The sequence below is a fragment of the Tenericutes bacterium MZ-XQ genome, from assembly GCA_002838205.1.
GTDB lineage: Bacteria > Bacillota_I > Bacilli_A > Acholeplasmatales > Acholeplasmataceae > Mariniplasma.
Genome location: CP017950.1, coordinates 1,897,294 through 1,912,637, shown reverse-complemented (window position 1 = coordinate 1,912,637; position 15,344 = coordinate 1,897,294). Strand labels below are relative to the sequence as shown.

General features: G+C 32.0%; 9 protein-coding genes. All 9 read left to right on the top strand.

Annotation, left to right across the window (positions count from 1 at the left end; genetic code table 11):
- Positions 1-9: 9 nt before the first annotated feature.
- The 9 genes from BK011_09410 to BK011_09370 all read left to right on the top strand — a co-directional run bounded on the left by BK011_09410 (position 10) and on the right by BK011_09370 (position 15,342).
- The gene (locus BK011_09410) at positions 10-1,479 is read left to right on the top strand and encodes a sulfatase (GenBank protein AUD65890.1); all 1,470 of its coding nucleotides are present in this window, start codon (positions 10-12) and stop codon (positions 1,477-1,479) included.
- Positions 1,480-1,488: 9 nt separating this feature from the next.
- A complete protein-coding gene (locus BK011_09405) occupies positions 1,489-2,286 on the top strand; it encodes a hypothetical protein (GenBank protein AUD65889.1) in 798 nt (265 codons plus the stop codon).
- A 217-nt stretch (positions 2,287-2,503) separates the two neighbouring features.
- Positions 2,504-4,468, top strand: coding sequence for a hypothetical protein (locus tag BK011_09400; protein ID AUD65888.1), 1,965 nt, complete (start codon positions 2,504-2,506; stop codon positions 4,466-4,468).
- A gap of 15 nt (positions 4,469-4,483) precedes the next feature.
- On the top strand, positions 4,484-7,408 hold the full coding sequence (locus tag BK011_09395) for a hypothetical protein (protein AUD65887.1): 2,925 nt from the start codon (positions 4,484-4,486) through the stop codon (positions 7,406-7,408).
- An 88-nt stretch (positions 7,409-7,496) separates the two neighbouring features.
- Positions 7,497-8,381, top strand: coding sequence for an ABC transporter permease (locus BK011_09390; protein AUD66186.1), 885 nt, complete (start codon positions 7,497-7,499; stop codon positions 8,379-8,381).
- A gap of 13 nt (positions 8,382-8,394) precedes the next feature.
- Positions 8,395-9,255: an ABC transporter permease gene (locus BK011_09385; GenBank protein ID AUD65886.1), complete on the top strand. Its 861-nt coding sequence runs from the start codon at positions 8,395-8,397 to the stop codon at positions 9,253-9,255.
- Between the two features lie 8 nt (positions 9,256-9,263).
- On the top strand, positions 9,264-11,297 hold the full coding sequence (locus tag BK011_09380; GenBank protein ID AUD65885.1) for a hypothetical protein: 2,034 nt from the start codon (positions 9,264-9,266) through the stop codon (positions 11,295-11,297).
- Positions 11,297-13,465, top strand: a complete 2,169-nt coding sequence (locus tag BK011_09375) for a hypothetical protein (protein ID AUD65884.1) — start codon at positions 11,297-11,299, stop codon at positions 13,463-13,465. The genes BK011_09380 and BK011_09375 overlap by 1 nt, the downstream gene beginning before the upstream one ends.
- A gap of 908 nt (positions 13,466-14,373) precedes the next feature.
- Entirely contained in the window at positions 14,374-15,342 is a 969-nt protein-coding gene (locus BK011_09370; protein AUD66185.1) for an ABC transporter permease, read from the top strand.
- Positions 15,343-15,344: the final 2 nt, after the last annotated feature.

Genomic DNA, 15,344 nt, shown 5'->3' with positions numbered 1-15,344 from the left:
GGGAGAAAAATGAGAATTATATACATTGACATCGATACAATGAGACCAGATCATTTGGGATGCTATGGATATCAAAAAAACACATCACCACATATTGACCAAATCGCAAATGAGGGGATTGTTTTTGAAAACTATTACACATCTGATGCACCTTGTTTACCATCACGTACAGCACTTTTTTCTGGTCAATTTGGTATACACACAGGCGTAACAAATCACGGAAATACAGCTTCTCAATTAAAAATTGATCCTAAACGTGATTTTAAACACAGATTTGAGAGAGATAGTCTTTTTGGGATGTTAAGAACGCATGGTTACTACACTTGTGGAATAACACCCTTCGCTTCTAGGCATTCAGCGTGGTATTTTTATGCAGGGTTTAATGAAATACATGATACTGGAAAATTTGGTGACGAGTCAGCACATGACATCCTACCCATTGCAAAAAAATGGTTAGATGAAAAAGCAAAAGACAATGATTGGTATCTACACATTAATTTTTGGGATCCACATACACCTTATAGAGTGCCTATGGATTATGAAGGTAAAATAGAAGACGAACAACTACCAGAGTGGTTAAATGAAGAAGTGTTTAAAAAACATTATAAAATGGCAGGTCCACATTGCGCACAAGAAATTGGTATGTACTCAGATTATGAAAATCGTGATAAATTCCCTAGACAAATGGGAAGACTTGATAGTTTAGAAGATGTAAAGAAACTTTATGAAGGATATGATTTAGGTATAAAATATGCGGATGATGCAGTCGGTGAAATCGTAAAAATCCTTAAAGAAAAAGGCGTTTACGAAGATACTGTTATTATGATTTCATCTGATCACGGTGAAACGTTAGGTGAAATGGGTATTTATGCAGAACACGGTCTTGCTGATCAAATGACATGTCATATTCCGATGATTATTAAGTGGCCAGGAGGTATGTCTGGTTCAAGAGTTTCAGGGTTCCATTATAATCTTGATTTAGTACCAACTGTAGCAGAACTTATTGGATATAAACATAAATCACCATATTGGGATGGAAAGAGTTATGCAAAAACAATCATGGAAGGGAAACCTAATCATCATGAACATTTAATTATATCGCAAATGTCTCATGTTGTGCAGCGTTCTGTTAGATTTCAAAACTTCCTTTATGTTCGTACATATCATGATGGATTCCATTTTTTTCCAAAACATATGTTGTTTGATTTAAAAAATGATCCATATGAACAAACGAATATTGCTGAGAAACATCCTGAAATTATGAGAATCGCCGAAAGCATATTATTTGATTGGGTTGATGAGCAAATGATGAAATCAGAAGACAAAGTAGATCCGCTTTGGACAGTTTTAAAAGAAGGCGGACCATTTCATGCGAATGGAAATCTACAACGATATTGTGAAACACATTTAGTTAAAACAAACCGTACAAAATACATCGATTTATACAAAAAGATTCATCCTAAAGAATTTCAAAAATAGGAGGCTACAATGAAAATTGCATTACAGTTATATTCATTAAGAAATTATCTAAAAACAGAAGAAGATATCTTAGAAACATTAACCAAAGTAAAAGATATAGGATATAAAAATGTACAGTTATCCGGGATTGGAAAATTTACAAAAGAAAAAGTGGAAATATTTAGCAGAATAACAAAAGCACTAGGACTAGATGTTGTAGCAACACATGTCGATTTTAATCAACTCGAAAGTTCATTTGATGAAATTGTAGCTTATCATCAAATGTTAGGATGTAAGTATTTAGGTATAGGTGCTTTGCCAGAAGGCTATGATCGCAAGAATTTAAATGATTATCAAAAATTTATATTTAAGGCAAACCACTATGCAAACTTGCTTAAAGAACATGGAATCAAATTAGTGTATCATCATCATGCCTTTGAGTTTGCAAAAATAAATCAATTTCTACCGATGCAAGTTATCATCCAAAACATGATGAGTTCTAACTTTACTATTGAACCTGATTTGTATTGGCTGCAATTTGCCGGTGTACCACCTATTCATTTCATTGAAACTTATCAAAATAAAATTGATATTGTCCATATCAAAGATATGAAAGTAAAAATGTTAGACCATTGGACAACGATTGCGCAGTTTGCTGCAATTGGTGACGGTAATATGAATTATAAAAACATACTAAGTGCTATGAAAGGTTTCAATATTGACTACATTATAGTTGAACAAGATGAGTTTTATGGTGAAGATCCATTTGTTGAAATCAAAAGAAGTCTTGATGCAATATTGTCATATAGATTAAACGTTTCACTATGATATTGAAAAATGAAATGTAATTCATTGTATTCTTTCATGAAAATGCAAAAAAATGATATATATTTATATATTATTTATAATATATAAAGTTATTCAGTTTACTGAAACGTTTAATATAATCGTGTTTTTTTGTTGACAGTCGGTTTTTCATTTGATAAAATCAAAGTATAAGAAAGCGATTACATTTCGCTTAAAAAAAATTATAAGGAGAAAAATAATGAAGAAGATCTTAGTTTTAGTTTTAGTTTTGTTTACAGCATTCGGTTTATTTGCATGTCAAGATGAAGAAGAACCAATCGTAGATGAAGCTCCTGTTATTGAAGGTCTAGACCCAATCACAATCAAGATTGGTGAGTCTTATGATCTTATGGATGGTGTAACAGCAACTGATGCTGAGGATGGGGACTTAACAGATGAAATTTCAACTCAAGGGACAGTAGATAACCAAACTCAAGGCACTTATACGATTACATATATTGTTATGGATAGTGCAAAAAACGTAACTGAAGAAGAAAGAACTGTTTCCGTTACCGTTGGTGAAGCACCTGTGTTCTCAGGTGTAGCAGATCGTACAGTAACTTTTGAAGTACCTTTCAATCCATTAAATGGTGTTAGTGCTACAGATGAAGAAGATGGCAATCTTACTGCTATGATTACAGTAACAGGTACAGTCAATGTTGCAGTTGTTGGAACTTATACATTAACTTACTCAGTAGAAGATAGTGCAGGTAATGTTACTACAGTAACTAGAGAAATCACAGTTGAATATGGGGATAAAACTGTTGTTACTTTCGCTTCTTGGAACTTAGGTACAGAAGAGCAAAACAACTTATATCGTAGAAGAATTGATGCATTTAACGAACAAAGTGAAACTATCGAAATTCAAATCGTTGAATACACTGGAAACTATGATGAATTCTTAGCAACTCAAGCTGCTGCAGGTACTTTCCCAGATGTATTTATGTCAGGTAACGTTCCTAACCATATTATCTTAGGTTACGCAGGTGAAATTACTGATGTAGCTGAAAACGATCCAGAATGGCAAAATATTCCAGTATCATTAAGAGAAGCGATTACTTATAACGGTAGTATTTATGCTGTTCCAGCGGCATTAAATTACTTAGGATATTATGCTAACCTTGACCTAATTGAAAATACAGGTACATTAACTGATTTCACACAATTAGGTTATACATATGCAGATTGGATTGAAGCAGTAGAAAACGCAACTGACACTACTAAACTTGATGGTACATCAACTGCTGGTTTAAATCATCCAGCTGATCTATTTAACTGGTTACCATCAATTCTAGATTCAGAATCAGAATCACCTCTTGGCATTGGTCATGCAGGTTTAGCTGGTAATGAATTCTTATACAATAGCCAACCTGTAAAAGATGCTTTAGCTCAAGCTAAATTAATCATGGATAATGGTTGGGCCTCTGAATCATTTGATAACACTGATCCAGATGGAGAAGGTCCACTTGTATCTGATAGAGTTGCAAGATTTGGTGCAAATCACTGGGTAGCATTTAATAACGGTTCACTTGCTTTCCAATGGGATGGTACATGGAGTGCTCAATCAAGAGCTGATAATGCTGTTACAGCAGGATTTGATGTACAATTTATCGGTGTTCCTGGTAATAAAGTTGTTGGTGTTTCAGATTTCTATGGTATTAGTAAAACTGCTGCTGATGTAGAAGCTGCTTATGAAGTTGCTAAATGGATGACATTTGGTACTGATGGATTAAATGAAATGTTTGATATTATTGAAAACGCAGTTCCAGATACTGAAAATGGTGAAGTTTCACTTGGCGTTTCAGGCCTTCCTATTAGCACAGTACAAAGTATTATTGATTTATGGTTCAAAGATTATCCAGTATATGGCGTTCAAGAAATATTTGAAGCTGCAGCTGCTGGTGATGTAGAAGTATTAGTCGAAGGTAATAAATTCGTTCCAGGTTTTATTACTGCAAGATTTACTTATAACACAGGTATTGATGCAACTATATCAAGACCAAATGCAAATCCAGGATCAACATTATCAATCGGAGACCTATTATGGGATTCTCAATTTGGTTCAATAGTATATGCAGATTATATGACTCAAGAATTACAAAACTTAATCAATTACGAATTTGTTAAAGCACAATTAGAATTAAACGAAGCAATGCAAGATTAATAACGGAGGATATATATGATGGTTGGTAACATACTTAAAAAAACTTTGATTCTATTGATTGGATCAATCGTTGGTGTGTTAACTCTACTATTCGTATTATCTCAATTTATTAATGTAAATGTAGATAATATGGGGGGTAACACGATTTACCCCCCATATCCTTTTATTCAGGAAACAAGTTTAATGACAGAAGATTATCGTTTTTCTGCTGAAGAGATAACAGAAAATGGTAGTCTGTTTCCTTTATATTACGATGATAAAGGGTATGACAGTAGAGTCATCTTTTGGGAAGAAGATATTTCAAATGAAATAGAATTTACCATTGATATTGAACAAAGTGACACGTATTATATATCATTAGATTTTTTATCAGAAGATGACTCTGTCAAACCTGATGAAATATCGATTTCAATTAATGGTATAAAAGAAGATAAGCACCAAAACATAAGATTATTAACTTCTTGGGCTAGAGATGAACAAGAGTTGGTGTTTGACGCTTATAAAAATCAAGTATATGAACAAAACGAACCTTTCCTTATTTGGAAAGAAATGCTTTTGAGAGATCAATTATTCTTAGATGCATATCCGATTGCATTCACATTTGATGAAGGGTTAAATACTATAAAAATTACAAGAGAACAAGGCGAATTTTATATTGGAGACATAAGATTATATAAAGCTAGTTCATATCGTAGTTATGATAGTTATCTAGATGTAACAAACAGTGAAGATGTATCAGATGAGTTGATTACATTAGAAGCAGAGCAGTACACATTTAAAAACAGTATATCCATGATTCCAGAGATGGTGAAGTCTCCTTCAGTCTCTCCTTTTGCTAGCGAAAAAAATTACTTAAATATCATGGGAAATACATTTAATGAAGTAGGTGACCAATTAACCTACTATTTTAACGTCGAAAAAAGTGGTTATTATTATATAACCTTTAAATATAGAAATAGTTTTTTTGAAAACAGAGATTCATTTAGAAATATATACATTAATAACACCATACCATTTGAAGATATGAATGGGTATGCTTTTTCATATGCAAGTGGATGGGAAAATGAGACGCTAAGAAACGAAGATCAATTATACAAGTTTTATTTTAATCAAGGGTTAAATAGTTTGACAATAGAAGCGGATATCAGTGCATATAAAGAGGATTACTTAAAGATTCAAGAAATTATTGATCAAATATCTGCATATAGCATTGATTTAAAGAAATTAACTGGTGGTGAGACAGATCAAAATCGCGAATGGGATATTGCATCTTTTATGCCAGAAACTCAAGGTTTATTTGACGGTTGGTATGAAGAGCTTTCTAACATTTATAATAGATTGACCATGATGTCTTCAAATCAAAGACAATCGACTGAAATGTTAAAACAACTTGAACTTGGATTGAATAAGCTTGAAGTATTAAAATCTGATATTGATAAGATTCCTCACCGTACATTCATGCTATCGACGGGATCAAATTCATTATCTCAGATCTTAAGTTTAGTTAATGCACAAATCATCAATCAGCCATTATCACTTGATAAGATATATATCCATTCTGCAGATGAAAAAGTACCTAAAGCTAATGCTTCACTTATTAAAGAATGGATCGCCGATTTCCAAATATATCAAACGGCAAGTTCTTTTGAATTAGATGACGATTATGATATTGAAGTATGGGTGAATCGATCTAGATATTATATCAGTATGATGCAACAAATGACTGATGCAACCTTTACAGAAGAAACTGGCATCAAAGTAAAATATGCAGTGATGCCAAATGAACAAAAACTTATTTTAGCAAATGCAGCTAACACTCAACCTGATATGGCTTTAGGTGTAAGTGCATGGTTACCTTATGAGTTGGGACTAAGAGGAGCTGCTACTGATCTTAGACAATTTGAAGGGTTTGAAGATGTCATTGGAAACTTGATGCCTGGATCATTTTTGAATATGATTCACGATCAAAAAGTTTTTGGTTTACCAGAGACCCAGGATTTTACAGTGACTTATTATCGCAAGGATATCATGAGTGCTTTAAATTTAGACGTTCCACAAACATATGATGAAATTAAGCAAATCTTACCAACATTACAAAGATATGGCATGAATTATTATTTACCGTTATCATCAGATAGTGCTTTAAAATCATTTGCGACAACAGCGCCATTTATTTATCAGTTTGGTAGTAATTTATATTCTCAAGATGGATATGATGTGCTCATTGATAATGAAGCATCTTTAGAAGGCATTAATACAATGGTTGACTTATATACAATATACAGTCTACCTTTGCAAACACCTAATTTTTATAATGCTTTTAGAGAAGCATCTATTCCAATTGGAGTAAGTAATTTTAATACGTATGTTCAATTGACATTTGCTGCACCTGAAATATCTACACAGTGGGACTTAGCACTTGCGCCAGGATATGAAATTGAACCAGGTGTTATTAATCGTGATTATACAGGTGCTGCCCAAGCAAGCTTAGTATTTGAAAAGAGCGATAAAAAAGAAGAAGCATGGGAACTTTTAAAATGGTGGATGAGTACCGAAACACAAACAGAGTTCATTTATAATTTATTGGTTACATATGGTGATGGGTTCTTATGGAATTCAGCAAACATAAATGCTTTTAGAACATTACCAATTCCTGATGAACATATTGATATTATCTTAGAACAGTGGCAACACTTAAGAGAAGTTCCAAAAGTTCCAGGTGGATATAAGCTAGAACGTGAACTATCTAATGTTTGGAATAGAGCAGTTTTCGACGGTGTTGATGTCAGAAGTGCTGTTGATGATGCAATTGTATTAATTGATCGTGAACTCGAAAGAAAATACAAAGAGTTCGGATATATCGATCAAGATGGCAACAAAATCAGACCTTATATCATCACAACCAAAGAAGATGTAATATCTTGGATGGAGGATGATTGATATGAAAGCGATGCAAAGAAAATTACAAAATATATATACAAAAGTTTTCCATTTTTTCGATATGTTGTTGACAAAGTTCATCAATTTCATGGAAAGAAAAAATAGAACGACAGTTATCTTTTTAGCACCATATGTTTTATTATTTGTCACGTTTATTGTCATTCCGGTTCTATTAGCATTTTTATTGAGTTTCACATATTTTAATGGCATTCAGTTTCCCGAATTCAATGGTATAGATAATTATATATATATCATTACTGAAGATGATATATTCATGAAAACCATCTTACCTAATACATTGTTATTTAGTTTTGTTGTTGGACCAGGCGGATACGCTTTAAGCTTTATGTTAGCTTGGGCACTCTCCCAAATTACTCCAAAAATGAGAACATTATTAGCATTAATCATTTATTCACCATCAATGACTGCTGGTGTTGCGATTGCAGTTGTTTGGAGAATTATTTTCTCTGGTGATGAACAAGGGTTAATCAACTCATTTTTATTAAGAATTAGTTTTCTTAATGAACCCATGCAGTTTTTACAAAATCCAGATTACTTAATGCCAATCATGATTTTAGTAACATTATGGAGTTCAATGGGTGTAGGTTTCTTAGCTATATTAGCAGGGTTACTAAATGTCAATAAAGAGCTTTATGAAGCTGCATATATTGATGGTTTAAGAAATAGATTTCAAGAGATCTTTTATATTACGATTCCAGCAATTAAAAAACAAATGATGTTTTCTGCAGTCATGAGTATTGTAGGTACTTTTTCTGCTGGTGCAATTGGGGTAGCATTATCGGGGGCAAATCCTACACCTCAAAATTCAGGACAGATGATCATTAACCATATAGAAGATTATGGTATTTTGCGTTCTGAAATGGGTGTGGCTGCTGCTTTATCAGTATTATTGTTATTGCTTATTTTAGGATTTAGTAAATTTTTCCAAAAAATCCTAAAAGAAGACGATTAAGGAGGGGTCATATATGTTAGGTATTAATTTTAATCCTAGAAAATATCATAAATCACAATTAAAGTTTTATGCGTTTTTACTACCATTTGCTGTATTTATGGCACTTCCAATTTTATATATTTTTGCAACTGCATTTAAGCCAATTGATGAGCTATTTGCGTTCCCACCAAGGCTTTATGTACAAAGACCAACCATAAAGAATTTTAGAGATTTGTTTGTGTTTGTTGGATATGGACTACCTGTAGTGAAGTTTATTGTCAATTCTCTTATTGTGACATTTTTAGTGGTCGCATCGAGTGTATTGTTTAGTTCAATGGCAGGATACATTTTATCTAAAAAGAATTTCAAAGGTAAAAAATTTATATTTGAAGTGAATAAACTTGCACTTATGTTTGTACCTATTGCGGTTATGATTCCGAGATTTTTAGTCATTACTGAAATTGGCATTGTCGATACAATGGCAGCTCATGTTTTACCAATGATTGCCATACCTGTTGGGTTATTTTTAGTCAAACAATTTATAGATCAAATACCAAATGAGTTGATTGATGCTGCTAAAGTTGACGGAGCTGGTGATTTTTACATTTACATTAAAATCATTTTACCTTTATCAATGCCAGCTATTGCAACCGTTGCAATCTTAAGTTTTCAAGCAACTTGGAATAACACAGAAACATCAAATTTATTTGTTAACGATGAAATCAAACAAACGTTTGCATTTTATATGGCAACACTAACCAATATATCAAATAGTGTGGCTGCTGCAGGTATTGGAGCTGCTGCAACTTTAATAATGTTTTTACCTAACTTAATCATCTTTATACTTATGCAAAGTCGAGTGATGAATACGATGAGTCACTCAGGATTGAAGTAGGTGATCATATGAGATGGATAAAAAGATTGATTGCTTTAACACTTATAATAAGTATGTTAGGTTTCAACATTGAATCACACGCAGAAACACCGATTACAAATGTACCTTACCAAACATATACAATAGGTTTTGATGGTAATTATGTTAGAACAGCTAATGCGTATGAAGGGACATTTGTTTTAAACAAAGGATTTTCTAATCCACAAGATATTTTTATCTTAGATGACGAAGTTTATGTAGCGGATACGGGTAATTCTAGAATTTATATTTATCATATCGAGACAACAAATGAAAGAGAAATCACGCATGAACTATTAAAAGAACCTACGGGTATTTTCGTCACTGCTGATAAACATTTATATGTTGCTGATGCAACCAGTAATATGATTTTAGTGTTTGATGAAGACGGTGTACTTATCAACCAATTTGGTAGACCAACAGAACCGCTTTTTGGTGAAAATTCAATCTATGAACCAAGAAAAGTTGTTGTTGATTTAAGAGGCAATATATATGTCGTTAGTGAATCTGGTATCAATGGTATCATACAACTTGATGAAACAGGATCATTCTTAGGTTTCTTTGGTGTCAATCAGGTAAATATAACTATTGAGTTGTTAATTAGAAGAGCATTAATGAGTGCAGAACAAAAAGAACAATTTGCATCATTAACACCTAAATCAACAACAAATATTTCTATTGATCATCAAGGTATTGTGTATACGGTTATAAAAAATGAATATGTAACACCTTTAAAAAAGCTTAATATCGAAGGAAACAACATATTAGAAGGAATCAATATTGTGGATCCTCAATATGAAGATATCACAGTAGATGCCTATGGTAATATATATACTGTCAGTCAAGGCATAGATACTAGAGGTATCATTGGTGTTCACGATAGTTTTGGGAATCTATTATTTAAGTTTGGTAGACAAGAAATAAATAGTATGAGAGTCGGAGAATTTGCTGGAGCAACCGGAATCGCTGTAGATAAGTATGGTGATATTTGGGCTTTAGACGGCAATGGTAATAATGTGCAAGTTTTTTCTAAAACTGAGTTTGCTTCATCAGTATTAATGGGTATTGAACTATATAGAGTTGGCCGATATGATGAAAGTGCTGTCTATTTTCAAGAGATTATTCGTCAAAACAGTTTATTTGCATTAGCCCATTCAAGACTCGGTAAATTTTATGAACGTAATGAAGATTTTGAGCTTGCACTTAGTAGTTATCGAGTTGCAAATAATAAGCAAGGTTATTCTGATGCTTATTGGGAAGTTAGAGATCAATGGATTAGTACAAATATATTATGGATAGGTATAACCATTGGTGTGCTTTTTGTAAGTCATAAAATCTTTACAAAAACAAAGGCTTATGACTCTTATGTGGGATATAAAGAAGGCGTTTATCGCAAATTAAACCAGAAGAAATGGATTCAAGAGATTAAACTCATGCTTAATTTGATTAAGCATCCTGTCGATACGGTATATGATATTAAGTTTAAACAAAAGATTAGGGTTAGAACAGCTGCAGTTATGTATGTTATTTTTATTGCTATTAACATCTTGAGCAATTATTATATCAGAGGATTTTTGTTTAGAAATAATGTTGAAGATATGGTGCTCTATTACGAGATATTAAAGTGGTCAGTACCGCTATTACTATTTAGTGTTGGTAATTATCTAGTGAGTACTTTACAAAATGGTGAAGCATTCTATAGAGATATTTTCATTGGAACGATAGTAGCATTTGTTCCTGTATTCCTATTTAAGATTCCTGCAGATGTATTAAGTAATTTCTTAACATATAATGAAGCATTCATTTATAATTTTGCATATATCATTATGGTCACTTGGTCGGTTTTACTGTTGCTTATTATTCTAAAAGATTTAAATAACTTTAAGCTTTCTGAACTCATCATTAATATATTATTAACCTTCTTCATCATGATTATCATGATTATTCTATATTTGATCATAAGTATTTTATCGACACAACTCTATGAGTTTGTTATAAATATCATAAAGGAGCTGATGAACTGATGAAAAAAGTACTCATATTTCTATTAATTGGTTTAATCACTTTTTCGCTTAGTCATCAAGTACGTGCTGATGAAGAGCCTTATGAATTTTTAGAAAGTGGAACTGCTACTTTATTAGAATCCAATTTGTTTACAAAAAAAGAAAGTTATGAAGTGTACACACAACCATCTCCAGATATGACCGATTTTGTTAATGTATTAGAAAATGAATCACTTATTGTTTATATGAACCCTGTAGGATTAGCACTTAGAGTTTATAATAAAACATCAGGTTTTTATTGGGCTAGTGATTTAATCAACATTAATGATTATCCTCTAACAGGAGCTATTCAGCGTAGAATTCAATCAGCTATTACCATAGATTATTTGAATAAAAGCAATATCTCAATCTCGTCATCGATTTTAAAAAGAAGAACTCCAGAGAATGCTGAAACTTCTTATGAAATCGTTGATGGAAAAGTGATTGCATACGTTGATTTTGTTGAAGAAGCAATTGCTTTAGCTTTTACAATTGAACTTGATCAAAGTGATATTGTCATTGAAGTATTAAGAGATTCTATTGAAGAATATGGGGATAATAGATTAACGAAATTATATCTATATGAATCATTTGGATCAACTTATAGCAATGAAATACCAGGTTATTATTTCATTCCATCTGGGAATGGTGCACTGATTCGTTTTGAAGATACATCAGCAATTAATAATGTATATAGAGCAAGATTTTATGGTCAAGATAAATATCGAGTGATTAGTAATAGGGATTCTGCATTAAATTATCCTGTTTTTGGGGCAGTTCATGGCGTTGATCAAAATGCATTGTTCACTGAAATTGAAGAAGGTGCTGAATTCGCAGAATATGTTTATACACCACCGACTTATCAAACTGAATTTCATAGTCAGGGTGTCGTCTTTTTGATGCGTGAAAATCATACACAACCATTATCAGGTTCAGAAAATATTACGATATATGAGTCTGAAATTAAAGGATACAATCCAAAAGTTAGATATACGGTATTAGATGGAGAAGATGCAAATTATGTAGGATTTGCCTTAACTTTAAAAGAAAGATTGCTTGAAAATGATATTTTAGATTTAGCTAATGGACCAGAACAAGTTAATTTACAACTGGATGTATTAATGAAAGAGTATGAGAAAGGGTTGCTATTTAAAAACAACTACAATATGACAACTGTTGGACAACTTCTAGATATTAATCAGAAACTATTAAATCAAAATGTTACTGATATTTCATATACATTACGTGGATATAATGATGGTGGATATTCTGATCGAAGTTATGATAACTACGGTGTCGATGGTCGTTTAGGTAGTTTTTCACGGTTAGATGATTTGAATGTTTCTTATTATTATGATCCAACCATTATGTATAGTTACTCTACCAACATTCCTGGATCGACATTAAAGATGGTCAATAAGAGGCAATATGTCATCACACATGCACGTGGAGATTATTATAGTTATCTTGTTGATATAGATGTCATTAAAGATGAATTTAGTGATGCTTATGAATCTTTAATGAGTCGTGGTGGTATTGCATTAGATGGATTATCTAATGAACTTAACTCAAATGACATATATAAAAGAAACGAAATATACGACATTTATCAGGAACTTTTTACAGATAAAATGCCGATGTATAGACCTCAATATTATAATTTGAAATATACTCAAGCCTATTTTATGAGTAATCTATATCATGATCGTTCTAAGTTTTTTACAGATAGTGTTCCTTTCGAGCAAATTTTACTCAGTGGTACAATGCCTATATACACTCAATTTTTGAACTTCTCATCAAATATACATATTGATGCACTTAAGATGATTGAGTTTGGTATGATGCCATCATATTTAATAACAGCTGAGCCATCGTATTTACTTAACCAGACAATTAGTAGTGATTTATATGCCACTTATTACGATAATCTAGAAGTTTATATTGTAAATACATATCAAGAAACAAAAGAGGCTTTAGAATTAGTTATTGGACATCAGATTATAGATAGAGAGGTTTTAGATGTTGGTGTAGTCAGAATTGGTTATGATCATGGATATAGTGTTTATGTAAACTACTCAAATGATATATATAACAATGGTTCAATAAGTATTCCTGCGTTAGGATATTTAGTGAGTGAGGTAAGCCTATGAAAAAGAAATTTAAAGTGACTTATCGTCAACGTGAAGCATTGTTAGGATATATGTTTATCAGTTTGTGGATTGTAGGATTCTTTTTATTCACCTTTTACCCAATCATATACTCATTCTTTTTATCACTTAATCAAGTTAGAATACCATCTTCAGGTATTGAATTAACATACATAGGATTTGCAAACTATCAGTATGCTTTCGCAGTGGATAGAGTAATGATCTTAGAGTTGTGGACATTTGTGAAAGACTCTGTTTTAATGATGGTCATCATTAATGTGTTTGCGATGATTTTTGCAATTATCTTGAATATGGATATAAAAGCAAAAGGTTTTTTTAGAACTATATTCTTTTTACCAGTTGTTATTGTATCAGGGCCAGTTATCCAAGAATTGATAAACAATGAAGCAATTATTTTGCCAGGTATCAATAATTATAATGTGATCCGTGTCTTTACTGCTATTTTTGGTGAAGGTTTTGGTGATGTTATCATCAAAGTTTTTAATAACTTGATTTATATGTTTTGGTTTAGTGGTGTTCAGATTATTGTTTATCTTGTGATGTTACAAAAAATGAACAAAGAAGTTTATGAAGCATCAGAAATTGATGGTGCCAGTCCTTGGGAACAATTTTGGAAGGTTACCTTACCATTTTTAAAACCAATCATTTTAATCAATATGATTTATACCCTTGTAATGTTGGCTGGTTTCTCAAATAATCAAATCATCATTTTGATTAAAGATTATATGTTTAAGGCAGGTGGAGAAGGTTCAGGCTTTGGCTTTTCTGCAGCGTTGGTTTGGATATATTTTGTTGTAATTGCTGTTATTGTGGGTATATTATTCTTGTTATTCTCCATAAATAGAGATAAAGGCAAAATCGTTATTGATAGAAACAAATATTTTTATGACATGACAAGATATCAAGAAAAAGAAACAATATTTTCAAAATATCCAAAAGCTAAACGCATAAAGAAAAAACTTATGGGTAGAAAAGGTACTGATGGATGGTTATTTAGAGGACTTATTTATATTTTAATTGCGTCAGTGGGATTCACTTTTATATATCCATTTATTTACTTAGCTTTAACATCTTTACAATCACCAGCTGATGTTATCGATACGACTGTTGGTTTGATACCATCTTCATTATATTTAGACAATTTTTCAAAAGCTTATCAAACCATAGGATTCTTTGATGCATTAGTTGATAGTATAAGAATATCGTTGTTACCATCATTGGCACAGGTATTTTCAACAGCACTTATTGGTTATGGATTGGCAAGATTTGAGTTTAAAATGAAAAAAACAGTTATCGTTTTAATCCTAATTACATTTATTATTCCTGCACCGGTATTGATGATACCAACGTATTTAATGTATCGTGATTTAGGTATTTTAGGAAATGTTGGTGCATTTATTTATCCTGCATTATTTGGTCAAGGATTAAAGAGTACAATATTTATCATGATTTTTTATCAGTTTTTCAATACAATTCCAAAAGTATTAGATGAAGCAGCAAGAGTTGATGGTGCTGGACCTATTCGTGTATTTTTACGAGTAACCCTTCCTTTAGCTGTACCTGCTGTTGTTGTTGTCTTCTTATTTAGTTTTGTATGGTATTGGAATGAGACATATTTAACAGGTATTTACATTGAAAATGCACAAACCATACCATTGCAATTATCTAGGTTTGCTGCAAGCTTTAGAGAACAGTTTGGAAATGTAGATCCTAATGCTGAAGATTTTACTGATCGATTAAATGAAGCCATTTATATGGCCGGAACATTGATAAGTATTTTACCTTTATTGGTCTTATATTTTGGATTACAAAAATGGTTTGTAGAAAGTGTAGACAGATCAGGAATTACAGGAGAGTAGTT